The 16913-nt window shown below is 65.1% G+C and carries 20 protein-coding genes and 1 tRNA gene; 7 read left to right on the top strand and 14 right to left on the bottom strand.

The genetic code is table 11. The annotated features are described in order from the left end of the window. Nucleotides 1–27 precede the first annotated feature (27 nt). Nucleotides 28–825 (top strand): inositol monophosphatase, encoded by a 798-nt coding sequence (locus IPN92_10195; protein MBK8638629.1) that lies wholly within the window; start codon nt 28–30, stop codon nt 823–825. A 36-nt stretch (nt 826–861) separates the two neighbouring features. Here the strand turns inward: IPN92_10195 and IPN92_10190 are convergent, their stop codons facing one another. From IPN92_10190 to IPN92_10180, 3 genes are all read right to left on the bottom strand, one after another. Then, on the bottom strand, nt 862–2175 hold the full coding sequence (locus IPN92_10190) for an N-acetylmuramoyl-L-alanine amidase (GenBank protein ID MBK8638628.1): 1314 nt from the start codon (nt 2173–2175) through the stop codon (nt 862–864). A gap of 85 nt (nt 2176–2260) precedes the next feature. Next, a complete protein-coding gene (tsaE, locus tag IPN92_10185) occupies nt 2261–2752 on the bottom strand; it encodes a tRNA (adenosine(37)-N6)-threonylcarbamoyltransferase complex ATPase subunit type 1 TsaE (protein MBK8638627.1) in 492 nt (163 codons plus the stop codon). Then, nucleotides 2749–4260, bottom strand: coding sequence for an NAD(P)H-hydrate dehydratase (locus tag IPN92_10180; GenBank protein ID MBK8638626.1), 1512 nt, complete (start codon nt 4258–4260; stop codon nt 2749–2751). Before IPN92_10180 ends, tsaE begins: the two co-directional genes overlap by 4 nt. Before the next feature lie 169 nt (nt 4261–4429). Here IPN92_10180 and plsY point away from each other — a divergent pair, with 169 nt between their 5' ends. After that, nucleotides 4430–5035, top strand: a complete 606-nt coding sequence (gene plsY / locus IPN92_10175) for a glycerol-3-phosphate 1-O-acyltransferase PlsY (protein MBK8638625.1) — start codon at nt 4430–4432, stop codon at nt 5033–5035. Between the two features lie 65 nt (nt 5036–5100). Here the strand turns inward: plsY and tsaD are convergent, their stop codons facing one another. Then, nucleotides 5101–6126, bottom strand: a complete 1026-nt coding sequence (tsaD, locus tag IPN92_10170; GenBank protein MBK8638624.1) for a tRNA (adenosine(37)-N6)-threonylcarbamoyltransferase complex transferase subunit TsaD — start codon at nt 6124–6126, stop codon at nt 5101–5103. 171 nt (nt 6127–6297) lie between these two features. On the opposite strand from tsaD, the gene rpsU reads away from it, so the two are divergent. The 5 genes from rpsU (at nt 6298) to IPN92_10145 (ending at nt 11116) form a co-directional block, all read left to right on the top strand. After that, nucleotides 6298–6513: a 30S ribosomal protein S21 gene (gene rpsU, locus IPN92_10165; protein ID MBK8638623.1), complete on the top strand. Its 216-nt coding sequence runs from the start codon at nt 6298–6300 to the stop codon at nt 6511–6513. A gap of 62 nt (nt 6514–6575) precedes the next feature. Then, nucleotides 6576–7019: a GatB/YqeY domain-containing protein gene (locus tag IPN92_10160; protein MBK8638622.1), complete on the top strand. Its 444-nt coding sequence runs from the start codon at nt 6576–6578 to the stop codon at nt 7017–7019. Nucleotides 7020–7075: 56 nt separating this feature from the next. Continuing rightward, complete coding sequence (locus IPN92_10155) at nt 7076–8842, top strand: DNA primase (GenBank protein ID MBK8638621.1); 1767 nt, start codon at nt 7076–7078, stop codon at nt 8840–8842. A gap of 305 nt (nt 8843–9147) precedes the next feature. Further along, complete coding sequence (gene rpoD, locus IPN92_10150) at nt 9148–11016, top strand: RNA polymerase sigma factor RpoD (protein MBK8638620.1); 1869 nt, start codon at nt 9148–9150, stop codon at nt 11014–11016. A gap of 24 nt (nt 11017–11040) precedes the next feature. Continuing rightward, nucleotides 11041–11116 (top strand) — tRNA-Ile (locus IPN92_10145). Nucleotides 11117–11501: 385 nt separating this feature from the next. Here IPN92_10145 and IPN92_10140 read toward each other — a convergent pair. The 10 genes from IPN92_10140 to IPN92_10095 form a co-directional block, all read right to left on the bottom strand. Next, nucleotides 11502–11723 carry a hypothetical protein gene (locus IPN92_10140; GenBank protein ID MBK8638619.1) on the bottom strand — a complete coding sequence of 74 codons (222 nt, stop codon included), beginning with the start codon at nt 11721–11723 and terminating at the stop codon, nt 11502–11504. 75 nt (nt 11724–11798) lie between these two features. Continuing rightward, nucleotides 11799–12158, bottom strand: a complete 360-nt coding sequence (locus tag IPN92_10135) for a hypothetical protein (GenBank protein ID MBK8638618.1) — start codon at nt 12156–12158, stop codon at nt 11799–11801. Beyond that, nucleotides 12151–12390 (bottom strand): hypothetical protein, encoded by a 240-nt coding sequence (locus tag IPN92_10130; protein ID MBK8638617.1) that lies wholly within the window; start codon nt 12388–12390, stop codon nt 12151–12153. The genes IPN92_10135 and IPN92_10130 overlap by 8 nt, the downstream gene beginning before the upstream one ends. 372 nt (nt 12391–12762) lie before the next feature. Beyond that, nucleotides 12763–13125, bottom strand: a complete 363-nt coding sequence (locus IPN92_10125) for a hypothetical protein (protein ID MBK8638616.1) — start codon at nt 13123–13125, stop codon at nt 12763–12765. Continuing rightward, entirely contained in the window at nt 13118–13315 is a 198-nt protein-coding gene (locus IPN92_10120; protein MBK8638615.1) for a hypothetical protein, read from the bottom strand. The genes IPN92_10125 and IPN92_10120 overlap by 8 nt, the downstream gene beginning before the upstream one ends. Further along, nucleotides 13287–13700 (bottom strand): hypothetical protein, encoded by a 414-nt coding sequence (locus IPN92_10115; GenBank protein ID MBK8638614.1) that lies wholly within the window; start codon nt 13698–13700, stop codon nt 13287–13289. The genes IPN92_10120 and IPN92_10115 overlap by 29 nt, the downstream gene beginning before the upstream one ends. 36 nt (nt 13701–13736) lie before the next feature. Continuing rightward, entirely contained in the window at nt 13737–14228 is a 492-nt protein-coding gene (locus IPN92_10110) for a hypothetical protein (protein ID MBK8638613.1), read from the bottom strand. Between the two features lie 54 nt (nt 14229–14282). Next, the gene (locus tag IPN92_10105) at nt 14283–14990 is read right to left on the bottom strand and encodes a Rha family transcriptional regulator (GenBank protein MBK8638612.1); all 708 of its coding nucleotides are present in this window, start codon (nt 14988–14990) and stop codon (nt 14283–14285) included. Continuing rightward, nucleotides 14987–15910 (bottom strand): phage recombination protein Bet, encoded by a 924-nt coding sequence (bet, locus tag IPN92_10100; GenBank protein MBK8638611.1) that lies wholly within the window; start codon nt 15908–15910, stop codon nt 14987–14989. The genes IPN92_10105 and bet overlap by 4 nt, the downstream gene beginning before the upstream one ends. Nucleotides 15911–15915: 5 nt before the next feature. Continuing rightward, on the bottom strand, nt 15916–16911 hold the full coding sequence (locus IPN92_10095; protein MBK8638610.1) for a YqaJ viral recombinase family protein: 996 nt from the start codon (nt 16909–16911) through the stop codon (nt 15916–15918). Nucleotides 16912–16913: the final 2 nt, after the last annotated feature.

Raw genomic sequence — 16913 nt, 5'->3', positions numbered from 1 at the left:
TCGGGCTTTCCGGTATCGTGCGTAGCCATGCAACCGACACTCACTATTGCCATCCGCGCGGCCCGCGCCGCGGGGCGCATCCTGATGCGCTACCTCGACCGCGTGGACCAACTCCATATCCAGGCCAAGAGCCAGAATGACTTCGTCACCGAGGTTGATCGGGCCGCCGAGGACGCCATCATCCACGAATTGCGGTCGAAATACCCGGACCACGCCATCCTGGCCGAGGAAAGTGGCGCCCACGGCAAGAGCGACTTCCAGTGGGTTATCGATCCCCTCGACGGTACCACCAATTATCTGCATGGTTTTCCGCAATTTAGCATCTCCATCGCCCTGCGCCATCGGGGACGCCTGGAATGCGGGATCGTTTACGACCCCCTGCGCGAGGAGATGTTCACGGCCGAGCGGGGGGGTGGCGCCCAGATGAACGACCGCCGCATCCGGGTCGCCAACCGCCTGGGCCTGGAAGGCGCCCTGATTGGCACCGGCTTTCCCTTCCGTGATCAGCGCCAACTGGATACCTATCTGGCCATGTTCCGCACCATGATCCTGAACACCGCCGGCCTGAGACGCCCCGGCTCGGCGGCCCTGGATCTGGCCTACGTCGCCTGTGGGCGCACCGATGGCTTCTGGGAACTGGGTCTGGCGGAATGGGACATGGCCGCGGGCGCCCTGCTGATCAACGAGGCGGGTGGCACCGTCACGGATCTGGCCGGCGGTGACCGCTATTTTCAGACCGGCAACATCATCGGTGGGAATCTCAAGTTGCACCGGGCCCTGCGGGAGGCCCTGCAACCGCATCTGAGCCCCGCCCTCTCAGCTTGATCCCCTGACACCAGGGGACCGGTCATTCCGGCGGGATCAACTCTCCGGGATGATCAGCACCTGGCCGACACGCAGACTGCCATCCTCCAGCCGATTCAGGCTCCGCAGCGAGGAAACGCTCACCGCATATTGCTTGGCAATCTGGCCCAGAGTGTCGCCCTTGCCAATCACATGCTGGCGACCGCTACCCTTGCTGGCCCAGCGGGTGCCCGGGGGTGGATGATTGGCGAAATACTCCCTAACCCCTTCCATTATAGCGCCCGCCAGCTTGGCCTGGTAATCTGGGCTGTTCAGCCGCTTTTCCTCTTCCGGATTCGTGATAAAAGCCGTTTCCACCAGCATCGACGGGATGTCCGGGGCCTTGAGCACGGCAAACCCCGCCTTTTGCACCTTGCCGTGATGCACGAAACCGACCTGACTGAGATTGGACAGCACCGCCTGGGCTGCCAGGTTACTAAATTCCATGGTCCCGCTCTGGGCCATCTCCCAGAGGATTTTGGACAATTCCGGGGCCTTGTCCATCGCATTGACGCCACCGATGCGGTCCGCGCCATTCTCCTTTTCAGCGAGCCACTTGGCCTGCTTACTGGTGGCACCGTCCTTGGAGAGGACAAAAACCGAGGAGCCCGCCGCCGCCTGATCCTGTTGATTGGCATCGGCATGGATGGAGATGAAGAGATCGGCGCCGTATTGGCGCCCCAGTTCGATGCGCTTGTAAAGGCCCAGGTAGTAATCCCCGTCGCGCACCAACTGGGCGCGCATCCCCGTCTCCCGATTGATCAGGTTCGCCAGCTTACGGGCAATGGCGAGGGTGATCTCCTTTTCAAGGGTGCCATTGACCCCTATGGCCCCGGGGTCCTCGCCACCATGCCCCGGGTCAATGGCGATAATGAGATCGCGCCGCCCATGGCCAGCGGGCTTGACGGCGGTTGCCCCCGAGGCCCCCGGCGCCGGAAGCGCACTGGCCTTGGGCGCCATGTCCACCACCAGCCGATGCCCATAGCGCTCGTTGGGTTCCAGGACAAAGCTCTTGGCACGCACCCCCTGCTTGAGATCGATGACGATCCGCAGTTGGCCATTTTCGAGCACGCCACTGCGCACCCCCTTGACCAGCCGGTCCTCGGGCTCCGCCAGGGGGAGCTTGCCGGTCACCCGGCCCTCGGGGATATCGATGATGAGCCGGTCCGGAGCCGAGACCGGGAATATCTTGTGCTCAAAGGCGCGGTCCGCGTCGATGACTAACTGAGTCTGGTCAGGCGCGATCCAGAGCCGCGCCCCCTGAATCTCCACGGGAGCGGTCAGAGCGGACAAGGGCAACAGGAGCAGGAAAATGGCAATCAGTCTCGACATCGCAACCCAAAAATTAAGCATTACCCAGGGAAGAATCCTTCCTAAAGATAGCACTAGAGCCCTTTCCAACCAAACCAATTCCCTATTAGGTTGTTAGGGTAATGGCCTCACCCTCTAATCCAGGAGATGCCGCCAAGGCCCTGATCAGTTCCTCGCCCGCCGGGCTACGAGGAATCAGGTCCAGGGTCCGGCCAGGACCCTGATAGTCCAGCCGGATTTCCAGGTCTGGCGGTGGCAGGGCGCCGCTACCCCTTTGCGGCCATTCGACGAAGAGGAGGCTATCCCGATCCAGGAGATCGCGAAAACCCAGGTACTCCAGTTCTTCCGGGTCGCCCAGCCGATAGAGGTCCAGGTGGTACAGGCGCAGGGGGCCCAGATCGTAGGGCTCCAGCAGGGTGTAGGTCGGGCTGCGCACCGCGCCACCATGACCCAGCCCGCGCAGGATGCCGCGGGTGAGGGTGGTCTTGCCCGTGCCCAGGTCCCCTTCCAGATAGACAATCAGAGGGGGGCGCAACAGGGGGGCCAGCTTCCCACCCAAGGCCTCTTGGGACGCCTCGCCCTGGATGGCGAGCTTCATGGCCGGGTCACCGCAGCATTAAGGGTGGGGCGTATAGCCTCGATCAGGTCCGTCGCCAGCAGCCCTTGCTCGCCCTCGGCCGCCGCCCTGTCGCCCGCCGCCGCGTGCAGGCAGACCGCCGCCTCCGCCGCATTCTCGGGATCGAGACCCCGCCCCAGCAAGGCGGCAATCATGCCCGTCAGCACATCCCCGCTCCCCCCGGAGGCCATGCCGGGATTGCCCTGGGAACAGACGCCCGGGGGACGCGGGGAGGGACCCAGCACCAGGGTCCCCGCGCCCTTGAGGACGATGGTCCCCCCATAAAGGTCTTGCAGGTGACGGAGGGCGGAGAAGCGATCCGCCTGGACCTCGGCGGCGCTACAGCCCAGCAGCCATGCCGCCTCGCCGGGGTGTGGCGTCAGCACCCAATCATCACGACGCAGCCGCGCCTCGGCCAGCCAGTTCAAGGCATCCGCATCCATCACCAGGGGCTTGCCCGCCGCCAGCACCCGCTCGATAAGACCGACACCCCAGGGTTCCCGACCGAGGCCAGGGCCAATGGCCACCGCGCTGGCCCGCTCCAGCAAGGGTGACAGCTCCCGCGGGTCAACCATACCCCGGACCATGAGTTCCGGACGGCCCACATTGAGATAGGCGGCGTGAGCCGGATGGGTCGCCACCGAGACCAGCCCCGCGCCAGCCCGCAGGGCCCCCTCCCCCGCCAGCCGCGCCGCGCCACTGAAACCCGGGGCGCCCCCCACCACCAGCACATGGCCGAAATCGCCTTTGTGGGCGTCGCGGCGCCGGGGTGCAACCTGGTCGGACACCTTGGCCCAATCCAGGCGCCGCGCGGCAAGGATCTCGCGCGCGAAGATGGCCGCCGGCACCCCCAGGCCATCGAAATAGATGTCTCCGCAACAATCGGGACCGGCCCCCGTAAAGAGCCCCTGCTTGAGACCGATGAAGGACAGGGTGGCCGCGGCCCGGATGGCCGTGCCCAGCACCCGGCCGGTATCGGCGTGCAACCCGGTGGGGATATCGATGGCTAGGACCGGGGTGCGCTGGGCGTTAACCGCCCGCACCGCCCGCGCCCACTCACCCTCGACCGGGCGCTCAAGGCCAATGCCGAGGAGGGCGTCCACAATGACATCCGAGCGCCTGGGCAGCTCCTGAAAGGCCTCCAGCCTGCCACCCATGCCGAGCCAGGTCTCCAGCATCCCCTCGGCATCCGCCCCTAATCGGCTAACATCGCCTAATTGGAACAGAGTCACATCCAGGCCATCCGCGCGGGCGAGACGCGCCAGCACATAGCCATCGCCGCCATTATTGCCCGCTCCGCACAGGAGGGTGATCCGGCGCGCCTCTGGCCATCTGGCGCGAAGCAGTCGATAGGCCGCCTCCCCCGCCCGGGCCATCAAGGCCCCACCGGGCATACCGCTGGCAATGGCCGCCTGGTCCAGGGCCCGGACCTGCGCGGCGGTGTAGAGGGCATAGGGCAGGGAGTCGCTGGGCGGCAGGGGGCGTGACATGGTGGGTTATCCCGATAATTGTGGGGCGCGGGTTGGCGAATTCGCGTGCCAGGACGAGCGTATCAGGCATGAAACCGGCGCCGGAAGGTTAGCAAACCCCGCCCAGGTGTGCCACCCAAGGCTTGGCATTGGCTTGACCGCCTAGCCGATTGGGTTTCCAATGTGGCCCATGATCACCGCCGCCCTCCTGATCCTCGCCGCCTACCTGCTGGGCTCGATCTCCAGCGCCATCATCGTCTGCCATCTGATGGACTTGCCGGACCCGCGCACCCAGGGCTCGAACAACCCCGGTGCCACCAATGTGCTGCGGATTGGTGGCAAGAAGGCGGCCGCCATCACCCTGCTGGGCGACAGCCTCAAGGGCCTGATCCCCCTCCTGGTGGGCCATGCCCTGGGGCTAGGCACCGCCGCGCTGGCCGCGGTGGGGCTCGCGGCCTTCCTCGGCCACCTCTTCCCCGTCTTTTTCGGTTTCCGCGGCGGCAAGGGCGTGGCCACCGCCCTCGGCGTCCAGTTTGGGCTCTACTGGCCGCTCGGCCTCGCCGTGGCATCCCTCTGGCTGTTCGTCGCCAAGGTGTTGAAGATCTCCTCCCTTTCCGCCCTCATCTCCATGGCGCTCGCCCCCTTCATCCTCTGGGTGCTCTGGGACGACCCCTGGCTCATCGCCATGCAGATCCTGATCAGCCTGATCCTCTTCTGGCGTCATAAAAGCAACATCCAGAATATGCTCTCGGGGGCCGAGGGCCGGATCGGCGCCGAAGAGAATGGCTCGGACTAACGCCCTCCCCCTTCACCCGACTCCCGGATAGCGCTACCGGCTCGACGGCAGGGCCCCCACCGGTCTCACAGCGGGGCCAGTCCCGCCATATCCCAACGCGCCCGCGGGGCGAAGGATAGGGGCTCGCTTTGCCCCGCCTGGAGCCGATGCCAGCCCGCGAAGGCGATCATGGCCCCATTGTCCGTACAAAAGGCGGGGCGGGGATAGAAGGCCCGCGCGCCCTCCTTGACTAGGGCCCCATCCATGGTGGCGCGTAGCCGCCGGTTGGCACTGACGCCACCGGCCAGGACCAGGCGCGGGAAGCCGGTCTGACGCACCGCCCGCCGGCACTTGACCGCCAGGGTGTCCACGACCGCCTCCTCAAAGGCGCGGGCGATATCGGCCCGGGTCTGCTCCCGGTCGGGGCGCGCCGCCTGTTCTTCACGCCAGGTATTGAGGGCGAAAGTCTTGAGCCCGCTAAAGCTAAAATCCAGGCCGGGCCGGTCGGTCATGGGCCGGGGAAAGCGGTAACGCCCCGGATCGCCCTGCTCCGCCAGCGCCGCCAGGGCCGGGCCCCCGGGGTAAGGCAAACCGAGGATCTTGGCGGTCTTGTCGAAGGCCTCGCCGGCGGCATCATCCAGGGACTCGCCCAGCAGTTGGTAGCGGCCAATGCCCGCCACCGCCACCAACTGGGTGTGACCACCGGAGACCAGCAGGGCCACGAAGGGAAATTCCGGCGCGGGTTCCTCCAGCAAGGGGGCGAGCAGATGGCCCTCCATGTGATGCACCCCAATCGCCGGCACGCCCCAGGCCCAGGCCAGGCTCCGGCCCAGGGCTGCCCCCACCATCAGGGCCCCGATCAAGCCCGGACCGGCGGTAAAGGCCACCCCGTGGATATCCCGCTTGGCCAGGCCCGCCTCGTCCAGCACCTGCCGGATCATGGGCAGGGTCTTGCGCACATGATCACGGGAGGCCAATTCCGGCACCACCCCGCCATAACGGGCGTGGATCTCGATCTGGCTATAAACAGCATGGGCCAGCATGCCGCGCCCGCCTTCGTAAACGGCGATCCCGGTCTCGTCGCAGGAGGTTTCGATGCCTAATACCCGCATGGCTGTCTATCTGGCCCTGGCAAGAGAGGTAAAGAGTTCATGGTACGGCTAATTGGCCCCAGAGCGCGAATGAGCTTTGCATGTCCCCGTTGCGATCAGTTAGAATTTCGCGTCTTTCCAAATCTTCAGCTCTAGCGAGCCCTAACCAGAAAACGATAGGATAAATGTTTTATGCCCAGCGTCCGCGTTAAGGAAAATGAACCCTTTGAAGTTGCCATGCGCCGCTTCAAGCGCTCCTGCGAGAAGGCCGGCGTCCTGGCCGAGGTCCGCCGTCGCGAGTTTTACGAGAAGCCCACCTCCGAGCGCAAGCGTCGCAAGGCCGCCGCGGTCAAACGTCACCACAAGAAACTGCAGCGCGAAACCCGCCGCTGGGAACGCACCTTCTAAGCTAGTCCCCTTAGATCCCCCAGCCTAGCCCAGATCCCGTTCCGATCCAGAAGCCCAACGCCATGCTCAAGCAGCGCCTCGTCGAGGACATGAAGACCGCCATGAAGGCGGGCGAAAAGCGTCGGCTGGGCATCATTCGGCTCATCAACGCCGCTATCAAGCAGCGCGAGGTGGACGAGCGCATCGAACTGGACGACACCCAGGTGCTCGCGGTGCTGGACAAGATGCTCAAGCAGCGCCGCGACTCCATTACCCAATACGAGGCGGCCAAGCGCGAGGATCTGGCGGAACAAGAGCGCTACGAGATTGGCGTCTGCCAGGAATACCTGCCAACCGCCCTGAGCGATGACGAAATCGCCGCCCTGATCGAGGCGGCCGTCGCCGCGGCGGGGGCCCTCTCCCAAAAGGACATGGGCAAGGTCATGGCCCTCCTCAAGCCCCAGGTCCAGGGCCGGGCCGACGTCGGCGCCGTCAGCGCCCTGGTCAAGCAGCGCCTGGGCTCCTGAAGGTAAATCCCGCCCATTCGGGGGCCAGCCTTCCCCCTTCTGCTCGCTGAGGTCCCATGGCTGGCAGAATTCCTCACGAATTCATTGATGAACTCATCGCGCGCAGCGATATCGTCGAGCTGATCAACCGGCGCGTGCCGCTACGCAAGGCCGGCAAGGATTATCAGGCCTGTTGTCCCTTCCACGACGAGAAGACCCCCTCCTTCACCGTCAGCGCCGACAAGCAGTTCTATCACTGCTTCGGCTGCGGAGCCCACGGCACTGCCATTGGCTTCCTCATGGAATTCGAGCACCAAGAGTTCAGCGAGGCCGTTGAGGAATTGGCGCGCGCCGCCGGCCTGGTGGTTCCCGTCGAGGGGGGCGCCGCGCCGCTCAAGGGCCCCGATACCCGCCCTCTCTATGTCGTCATGGAGCAGGCCGCCCGGCTTTACCAACAGCAACTGCGCCAACACCCCCAGGCGACACGGGCGGTGGACTACCTCAAGAGGCGCGGCCTGAGCGGTAAGATCGCCTTGGCCTTCGGACTGGGTTATGCCCCACCAGACTGGGATTTCCTCCTCGGCCGCCTGGGTCGCGCCGAATCGGAACGCGAACACCTGCTCCAGGCCGGTCTGGTCATCAATCAGGATGGCAAGGTTTATGACCGCTTCCGCGACCGCGTCATCTTCCCCATCCGCGACCGCCGGGGGCGGATCATCGGCTTTGGCGGCCGGATCCTGGGCGATGGCAAACCTAAATACCTGAATTCCCCAGAGACACCCATCTTCCACAAGGGCCGGGAGCTCTATGGTCTGCACGAGGCCCTCAAGGTCCACCGCCAGCCGGAGCGCCTGCTGGTGGTGGAGGGCTACCTGGACGTCATCGCCCTGGCCCAATTTGGCATCGACTATGCCGTGGCGACCCTGGGTACCGCCACCACCCCGGACCACCTGCGCCTGCTGCTCCCCCAGGCGCCGGAACTTGTCTTCTGCTTCGATGGCGACCGCGCCGGCCGTGAAGCCGCCTGGAAGGCCCTGGAGACCTGCCTGCCCCAGGCCAGCGGCCAGCAGGAGATCCGCTTCCTCTTCCTCCCCGAGGGCGAGGACCCGGATACCCTGGTGCGTAAGGAAGGTCGCGAGGCCTTAGAACATCGGCTCCGCCAGGCCAAACCCCTCTCCGACTTCCTCTTCGAGCATCTGTCGAAGGGTATTGACCTCGCCAGCCTGGATGGCCGCGCCCGCCTCGGCTCCCGCGTCACCCCCCTGCTGGCTAGCCTGCCCCCGGGCCTGCTACGCGACCTGCTGCGCGACCGTCTGACCCGCCTCGTCGGCGTCGCCCTGCCCCCCCTCGACACCGGCACCCGCCGTCGCCCACCCGGGACGGGCGCCGCCAGCCGCCGCCATGCGAGCGCCAACCTCGGGCACCGTCCCGCCACCAGCCCCCTCCGCCTCGCCATTGCCCTGCTGATCCAACACCCGGAATTGTCCAGCGCCCTGGACGGCCTTGGCCAGGATTGGCACCATCTGGACAACCCCGGCATCCGGCTGCTGGAACGGGTCATCGCCACCCTCGCCTCCCAACCGGCTCTCACCAGCGCCGCCCTGTTGGAGCGCTGGCGGGATGAGGACGACTTCAAGATCCTGATGCAATTGTCCGATCCCCGCCTGCTGGCCCACATCCCCACCGAAGGCCTGGAGCCCGAACTCACCGGCGCCATCCAGCGCCTCAACCAGGAAGCCCTCACCACCCGCAGCGGCAACCTCTTCAACCGCGCCAGCCCCGGAGAATGGACAGAGGAGGAAAAGGCCGCCCTGCGCCAGGCCGTTCAGCCGAATCGAGGCTAGCGCGGCAGCGGTAGGGCTCGGCATCCGTCATCGCCAGGATCTGCCCCTTGCCCCCGGCAGGGCCGATATCATGCTCCCGGCAAAACAAGTTCGCCAGAAGACTTGGAAAATCGCCCCGAACGTCTATTTTGAGTACATCGGATGCCGTACCCATGCCTCCACCTTCACCACCTCTTGTCCGGCCCCTAGCCCATGATATTTGTTGGTGATGATGAGTCGGATTCTGTTATGATTTCCGGCTGTCTTTTTGGCCCCATCCGAGCGACCAAAACCTCTAGCCTCCCCCAAAAACCAGGGTGCCCCGCATGGATCAACAGCAGCAGCAACAGTCACAGCTGAAGCAACTGATAACGAGAGGCAAGGAGCAGGGCTATCTGACCTACTCCGAGGTCAATGACCATCTGCCCGAGGGCATCGTCGAGCCCGAGCAGATCGAAGACATCGTCCGCATGATTAACGACATGGGGATCGAGGTGCATGAGACCGCGCCCGCGGAGCTCGACTCGACCCTTAGCGACTCGGCCGTCTCCGATGACGACGCCGCCGAGGCCGCCGCCGCCGCGCTAGCCAGCGTCGATTCCGAATTCGGCCGCACCACCGATCCCGTTCGCATGTACATGCGCGAGATGGGCACCGTCGAGTTGCTGACCCGCGAAGGCGAACTCAAGATTGCCAAGCGCATCGAGGAAGGCCTCAATCAGGTCCTCGCCGCCCTCTCCATGTACCCGCGCAGCATCGAACGCCTCCTGGAAATTTTCGACCGCGTCGCCCGGGATGACATGCGGTTGTCCGACGCCATCTCCGGCTTCACGGACACCGAGGAACCCATCCCCGTCCCGGTCGTGGTCGTCGTTGCCCCGCCGCCCGTGGAAGAAGTCCATGCCGAAGACGAGCACCCCGAGGCTGTGGACGAGCATCACGAAGAGGAAGCAGAAGAGGTCGCCGCCACGGACACAGGTCCGGACCCAGAGGAGGTCGCCCGCCGCGTCCAGTTGATGCGCGATCGTTACCTCTACCTCAAGACGTGCCTGGAACAATACGGCCGCATGGACGACCGCACCCGCCAGGCCATGGAAGAGGTCTCCGAGGTCTTTCTCCAGTTCAAACTGGTCGCCAATATTTTCCAGGAACTCGCCGAGACCCTGCGCGCCACTATCGAGCGAATCCGCGCCCAAGAGCGTTTCATCATGGGCCTGGCCGTTGAGACCTCCGGCATGCCACGCAAGGCCTTTATCGACACCTTCCCGGAGCACGAGACAAACCCCGATTGGCTCGAAGGGCAACTCACCGGCGGTCAGCCCTACGCCGCTGCCCTCGCCGGCCATGCCCAGGACATTCGTCGCGCCCAGCGCCGCCTCCAGGAGGTGGAGCGCGAGAACTTCCTTACGGTCAGCGAGATCAAGGAAGTCAATCGCAAAATGTCCATTGGCGAGGCCAAGGCCCGCCGCGCCAAAAAGGAAATGGTCGAGGCCAACCTGCGCCTGGTCATCTCCATCGCCAAAAAATATACCAACCGCGGCCTGCAGTTCCTTGATCTCATTCAGGAAGGCAACATCGGCCTCATGAAGGCGGTGGACAAGTTCGAGTACCGGCGCGGCTACAAATTTTCGACCTATGCCACCTGGTGGATTCGCCAGGCCATCACCCGTTCCATCGCCGACCAGGCGCGCACCATCCGCATCCCGGTGCACATGATCGAGACCATCAACAAACTCAACCGCGTCTCGCGCCAGATGATTCAGGAAATGGGACGCGAGGCCACCCCCGAGGAGTTGGCCGTGCGCATGGAAATGCCCGAGGATAAGGTGCGCAAGGTCCTCAAGATCGCCAAGGAACCCATCTCCATGGAGACCCCCATTGGCGATGACGAGGATTCGCATCTGGGTGACTTCATTGAGGATTCCGGCGTCGTATCCCCCGTCGAATCCGCCACCATCGAGGGCCTGCGCGAGGCCACCCAAAACATGCTCGCCAGCCTCACCTCCCGCGAGGCCAAGGTTCTGCGCATGCGCTTCGGCATCGACATGAACACCGACCACACCCTGGAAGAGGTCGGTAAGCAATTTGACGTCACCCGCGAACGCATCCGCCAGATTGAGGCCAAGGCCCTGCGGAAACTCCGCCACCCCACCCGCTCCGACAAACTCAGGAGCTTCCTCGACAACGAGGGTTAGGCAAACTACGACATCTCCCTTTCAGGGCCGTTAGCTCAGCGGTTAGAGCAGGGGACTCATAATCCCTTGGTCCGGGGTTCAAATCCCTGACGGCCCACCATAAAAACAAGCACTTAGGCCAGATTAAACCTCTGGCCTTTTGTGTTTATAGGGCTCTTGGGACGGAATTGGGACGGACCAGTTTGCACCCGCCCCTGACCGACCTTCAGGACCATGGTTTGTTCTGATCGTGCCGCCAGCAATCGAAGGCGGCGCCGATGATGCCGTCCCGGGCCTGCACCCCGACCGCCAGCTTCCGCGACCGGGCTTTCTGGTAACGCGACTTTGGCGTTACCCGCCTAGAGGGTAGCGAGAAATTCCAGGGCGTCCCGGTATAGCGCGCGCGGCGGAATGGACCAGAAGGAAGGCCAGCCAGGGCGTGAGGCAAAAAAAACCCCGCTTCCCGCGGCCACCCCCCGTCCGTCTGACGCGGGGCTTCCGGGCCGTTACTCCGGCTTGAGGAGGATGTATTCCGCCCTCACCACCTCGTCCGCCGCCGTCTCCGGGTAACCCGCCTGCATCAGCGACAGCTTCTCCTGTTGCGCCATCTGCGCCACGGCCAGCGTCTCCTCCTCGACCGTCCCCGCCTCGACCAGCGCCCGCCACTTCTTCGGCAGCCACTTCTTCCAATGGCGCTTGATCTCGCTCTGAAACTCCAGGGTACTCATCCGCCTGCTCCGTCGTGGTGTTGGTAGGTTGAAGTGTTGCAAGCTGCAAAGGCTCGGTCATGTGGGGCGAGGGTGTCAGACATGGGTGACCTCCTCGGCGTCGTCTTCGTCAGTCAGCGGCCAGCCCTGTTCGACGTACAACGATTCCATCAGCTGCAGGAGGAGGGCATCAATGGCCTGGCTATGGTCGCCGGGTTGCTGGGAGAGGACACGCAGTGTTTCGGCGCAGCTTCTCAGCAACCGGCCACCAGGCGTTGATACCCCCATCTCCCGGTCGATAGCCTGGCACATCATCGCCGCCCCCAGCGCCAGCGTCCCGTAGGCCAGCAAGGCGGGATGGTCATCGGGCGCTTTCCGGGCGGCTTCGGTGTAACGAAAGGCGACACTCCGGGCCGCACGGGAGATAACGCGATCCAGGGTTATGGGCTCAGACATGGCGTGGCTCCTCATCTCGTCCGTTACGGACGGACAGGTAAGCCGCCGCTCTCAAGCCTTTCAGGCGGTCGTAAATACCCAGCAGGATGTAACAGGCCCCGGTGCCCGTCCCTATCTCAGTCTTGGCGATGCCATGGGCGCAAAACTCAAGCTGCGGGAGGAGTTCGTCGAGCTCGTTTACAACATCCAGCAGGCAGAGGGGCTTGTCGAGGGGGGAAGTGGCGGTAGTCATGGATCGGTCTCCAGGTAGATGGATGACCGACCGCTCGGGGCGGTAGAGGCAGGATGCGCAAGGGTGCCCGTGGATGGGCTATGATAATTCCTGCCGGTGCCGGGCCGTGTAAGCGGTCGGGCTTTGCCGTCGGGGGATTCGCAGTCTCCCGGCGGACGGCTCCATCTTCTCCCCGTTGTCTGGCGGGTGTCAACCTCCCGCGATGGGCGGGGTTTAACGTTGTTCCTCCGTTTGCCTTTCAGTCGGTGTCATAGCGTCACCACCTTACCAGCCCGTCACCACGACACGGGCGGGGGCTAAGCCCGGCCTGCCTATGGCTTACCGGGTCGATTGCGCCACGGGCCTTCTAGGGCCTCTGACGGGACCGATGATTCAGCGGACTTGCCCCGGTGGCGGTCGAGACAACCAGGCCAGAGCCAGGGCGGCGCAGTCGTCGCTGGCTTGATCCCGCTCGAACCGACGGGCCTCCGGGTCTTGAGCCACCCGGCGAATTTCCGCCCGCCCCGTCCAGCGATACAGCCGCGCCCGATAGGCCCGACCCCGACAATCCCGGCGCCAATGATCCCCCGCCAGCTCCACCAGCCCCCCCAGACACAGCCAGGACACCGCCGCCCGCACCCGATGCTCGCCCGGACAGCCGCACAGCCAGGCCAGGCCCAGCGTTGTGATGCCAACCCCCTCAGGCAACTCCTGGAAGGCGTTCAGCACGGCGCGGCGAGTGATGGCGTCAGGCATCCGGGGCAACGAAGGTCACGATGAGCGTCTGGGTCGCTTCCCGCAAGGGTCGATGATCCGGGCAGGGTGCAGCATCGTCCAGGGCGACATGGGCGCCGCAGAGGAGGCAAGTCTTACCGATGGCCAGGCTAACCCCAGCCCCCATGCTCGCCTCCAGGGCGTCAAGACGCCTGTGCAGCAGGGACGGCAAGGCCGGCCTCCAGGGCCTCGATGCGGGCCAGCAGTTCCGCCGTTTCCAGCACCCGAGCCTGAGAGGCAACGGCGCCCATCAGTTGTTGCGCCGTGCCAGGAGATATTTCCCCTCGGCCTGCCGCTTGGGCGATGGTCCGGGCGTCCTCGCCCGGGGTGCCGGTCAAGGGCAGGACCACGGGCGAATCGGTGGCGCGAATGGGGCCGATGGTGCGATCCAGGATCAGCCGCACCGCGCCCATGTCCCCCGCCAACGCCCGATCCCTGACCACGGCGATGATTTGCTCCAGGTCAGCTCCGAGTGCCGCCCGCAGCTTGTACTGGGTCACATCGCCCTTCGGCCTTCCTGCCGGATTCCCGGACTGGCCAGGCTTGAATCGTGCCATCGCCCCCCCCTTTGATCTTTCCTGTTCCGGTCAGGATCAGGCCAGCCGCCCAAAGAACGCGATCAGACTCGCATCCGCCCGACCCACATCGCCCTTGCGCTGGAAGTCCCCCGACCGCTCCGGCCACAAGCGCAGAGCCAGTTGCCGGGCCGCGTCCTTGTCCTGGCCCGTCAGCTTGGCCTGACGTTTCCAGGCGGCGGGCGTCACCAGTCGATGACGAACACCGAGTGCCGCCAGGACCCCCAGCAGGGTCCCGAAGCTCTGGCCGAAGGAGAACATAGATGTCACCCCCTGCCCCGGACGGGCTCCGACCGCCTCGACTACCGCTTCCAGCCGCGTCCCCGCTACGTCACTGGCGGCGAGGGCCTCCCGGACCACATCCGCCAGCAGAGGACCATTCACCGCCCGCTTGCCCTGCCCGTTCGCCGTCGTCGGCATATCCGCCAGCAGGGCAATCTGCTCGCCGTCGTCATCCAGCAGCACCAGGGCGCCATCCAGGCCCGGATCAATACCAAGAATCATGTCCAGCGCCCCGCAACCCTAACCACGGTGGTCATATTATCACCTCCCACCCGGTAAACCTTATCCAGCAAGGCGTTTTACCCGCGTTGACTGCGCATCCGCGCCCGCCGCGATCAACCGCGTCCGTTGACGCAGCGCGAAGGCGCGGAGCCGGTCCTTGCGGCTGGCGTAATCCAGGCCAGCGACCAGCAGCGAGCGATTCCGATCCCGAACCTGCTCCAGCAAGACAGCATCGGCGTTGCCCAGGGTCCGCTCGTCCAGCTTCTCGAACCGCCCGGTCAAGGCCCAGTTGCACAGCCGGGACTCGCACATAAAATGCCGTTCGTCCGTCGTCTTGCCTGCTTCCTCCCGGGCTTCCACCAGGGCGTCAAGCATGGGCCGGTTAGCCTGGCGCTTGGCGGTCAGGATGTTCCGGCGCGGTGGGCTGGCGAAATCCCGGCTGATCTGGTTCAGGGCGCGACGGAATGCCTTGACCAGTGCCAGCTTGAAGCGGCGCACGATGGGCGAGTTCCTGAAGAGCGTTATCAGGTAGGTCGCATGATCTTCGCTGAGGACGGCGTACTCGGTGGGTTTGGCGTACCCACCTTGCGGCAGCGCCTCACCCTTTGAACTTTCAAAGTTCAGACGGCCCAGCTCCTCAAAGTCCGCTCGATACTTGCGGACCAGGCGGATCACGACGCGATGGGACAGTTCACACCCCGCGGCCACGATCTCACTCGTCGTCCAGGCTTGCTGGCCACGGGTTTCCACCAGACGTAGTGCACTCATACCGCCACCTCGCCGCCGAAGCCGTCACCCCAATCAGCACCGCTCCCGTCCACCGTACCGGGGGCTGGTGGTGGCGTCTCCGCCTGCACCGCTTCGGCCCAACGGGGAAGCTGGCTCTCCACCCATGCCGCCACATCCTCGTCCAAGGCATCTAGGTCGATGGCCGCCACCGCTTCATAGCGCACGGGAAACCGGCGCATGACCGCAGCCCGGGACCGCTGGACCGGGATCCCCAGCGCCGCCAGCCGGGCCGTGAGGGCGCTACCGACCGGGGGCAATACCTCGGCCTCCGCGATAGCCTCCCGGGGCCGCAGCCGCCCCGCCAGCTTGGCCTTGAGGGACTCGGTACGCGACAGCGCGGGGTCCGTCACTACTTCAGCCGGCCCCATCTCGCGCTCGACGATCCGCTCCGCTTCGTCCGGGTCGAAGATGCCGCCGTAACCGAAGGCCAGCCGGGCGGCTTGAATCATGGCCTTATGTCTCAACATCCGGCGCGGGTGCGACTGCCAGGGCTGGGTATTGCGGCGACACTCCGCCAGCCACTCCGTCACCTTGGCCGGGTGGGCGCGGTCCTTACGGTGGATGATGCAGGTACAGGACTCGCTATCCTGTTCAAAGTCCATGCCGTCGAACATCGGGTGCTCGTTAATGATCCGCGCCCAGCCGTCCACCCCGACCACGGGGACGATACCGTTCTGGCGATCCGGGAAGGCGTAGATTTCCCGGGTCCAGGGGTTGAGCCCGTGCTGACTGGCAACCACCAGCAGGGCGGTCATCTGCGCATCGGACACGGGGCCCCTAAAGGCCGTCTGCTTCAAAGTCTGCACCAGGTCGGCGCCCACCGCGTCACCCAGGCTGAACCGGGCGGCGAGCTTGTCGGTGATGACCGCCAGCGCGGTTGTTGCGTTGTTCGTCGTCATGATGCTCAAGCCTCCAGGTTACGGGCCAAGCGCAGCACACGCGGGCCGGGTCGGGTTTCGGTAAAATCCTGTAGCCAAACGGCGCGGGTTTCTTCATCCAGGTCCTCGATCAACCGCGAGGAGAGCCCCCGCCAATCGACGAGGACGCTTGCTTTGTTCGCCCGGTAAGTGGCGAGAGGAGCGCCCTGGTAGGTCACCCCGTCCGCGTCCGCCAGCAGGGGGATCAGTCGATCCTTGATACCCTGCACCTCAGCCTCGGCAGCAGTCACCTTGGCCTTGGCGGCGGCGAAGGCGCTCACCAAGGCGGCGCCGTCGGCGTCCAGTTCCAGGAGCCTACCTGCCTCGTGCCGTTGCCACCGTTGCCGCGCCTCGGCCTCGGTTACCGGGTCGGGGGGCACATCCGCGACCACATGGTCGCGCCACCATTTCGATGCGATCTCGATGACACCCTCCTCCAGTTCCAAGTCACGGCGCAGTTCATAGACGCGCAACTCGGCATTGCCGATGAGGGCGGCCAGGTCCCAAAAGGGGCAGCCGGTGAGGGCCTGGTAGGTGGCGGTTTGAAGCAGGTAGGATTCTGGAACCTGATCGCTTCCATCCGGCCCCCACTCCGAATCCCGACCCAAGGCATAAGCGGAAGCGGTCTTGCACTCTAAGCCCCGGTCGGTCACGATCCGGCCCCGCACGGCGGCGCGGGATTTACCCTCGGGGATCACCAGCCGGTCGATGTGCCCCCCAATCGGCGCGGTCGGGTGGCGCAGCATGGCGTTAAACCGCTCGACCCGGCGCCCGGTGGCCTTGGTGTATTCGCTGGCGACAAACACCTCGTTATGGGTCCCGAACCGCATCGGCAAGCTGTCGGCGTCATCCACGCGGCGCCCCGTCTTTTCCGCCCACAACTGGAAGGGGGTTTTCCAACGATTCACCCCGACAATGACACCGATGTCCGACCCGCCCAAACAGGTCAGGCGCTCGGCCAGGAATTGCGCTCTCGTACTCATCT

The sequence above is a fragment of the Chromatiaceae bacterium genome, assembly GCA_016714645.1.
Lineage (GTDB): Bacteria > Pseudomonadota > Gammaproteobacteria > Chromatiales > Chromatiaceae > M0108.
The sequence above is the reverse complement of the archived record's forward strand: the minus strand, read 5'-3'. Positions and strand labels throughout refer to the sequence as shown.

Coding starts and splice junctions, on each gene's coding strand:
- IPN92_10195 (MBK8638629.1), top strand. CDS start 28: ATGCAACCGACACTCACTATTGCCATCCGCGCGGCCCGCGCCGCGGGG.
- IPN92_10190 (MBK8638628.1), bottom strand. CDS start 2,175: ATGTCGAGACTGATTGCCATTTTCCTGCTCCTGTTGCCCTTGTCCGCT.
- tsaE (MBK8638627.1), bottom strand. CDS start 2,752: ATGAAGCTCGCCATCCAGGGCGAGGCGTCCCAAGAGGCCTTGGGTGGG.
- IPN92_10180 (MBK8638626.1), bottom strand. CDS start 4,260: ATGTCACGCCCCCTGCCGCCCAGCGACTCCCTGCCCTATGCCCTCTAC.
- plsY (MBK8638625.1), top strand. CDS start 4,430: ATGATCACCGCCGCCCTCCTGATCCTCGCCGCCTACCTGCTGGGCTCG.
- tsaD (MBK8638624.1), bottom strand. CDS start 6,126: ATGCGGGTATTAGGCATCGAAACCTCCTGCGACGAGACCGGGATCGCC.
- rpsU (MBK8638623.1), top strand. CDS start 6,298: ATGCCCAGCGTCCGCGTTAAGGAAAATGAACCCTTTGAAGTTGCCATG.
- IPN92_10160 (MBK8638622.1), top strand. CDS start 6,576: ATGCTCAAGCAGCGCCTCGTCGAGGACATGAAGACCGCCATGAAGGCG.
- IPN92_10155 (MBK8638621.1), top strand. CDS start 7,076: ATGGCTGGCAGAATTCCTCACGAATTCATTGATGAACTCATCGCGCGC.
- rpoD (MBK8638620.1), top strand. CDS start 9,148: ATGGATCAACAGCAGCAGCAACAGTCACAGCTGAAGCAACTGATAACG.
- IPN92_10140 (MBK8638619.1), bottom strand. CDS start 11,723: ATGAGTACCCTGGAGTTTCAGAGCGAGATCAAGCGCCATTGGAAGAAG.
- IPN92_10135 (MBK8638618.1), bottom strand. CDS start 12,158: ATGTCTGAGCCCATAACCCTGGATCGCGTTATCTCCCGTGCGGCCCGG.
- IPN92_10130 (MBK8638617.1), bottom strand. CDS start 12,390: ATGACTACCGCCACTTCCCCCCTCGACAAGCCCCTCTGCCTGCTGGAT.
- IPN92_10125 (MBK8638616.1), bottom strand. CDS start 13,125: ATGCCTGACGCCATCACTCGCCGCGCCGTGCTGAACGCCTTCCAGGAG.
- IPN92_10115 (MBK8638614.1), bottom strand. CDS start 13,700: ATGGCACGATTCAAGCCTGGCCAGTCCGGGAATCCGGCAGGAAGGCCG.
- IPN92_10105 (MBK8638612.1), bottom strand. CDS start 14,990: ATGAGTGCACTACGTCTGGTGGAAACCCGTGGCCAGCAAGCCTGGACG.
- bet (MBK8638611.1), bottom strand. CDS start 15,910: ATGACGACGAACAACGCAACAACCGCGCTGGCGGTCATCACCGACAAG.
- IPN92_10095 (MBK8638610.1), bottom strand. CDS start 16,911: ATGAGTACGAGAGCGCAATTCCTGGCCGAGCGCCTGACCTGTTTGGGC.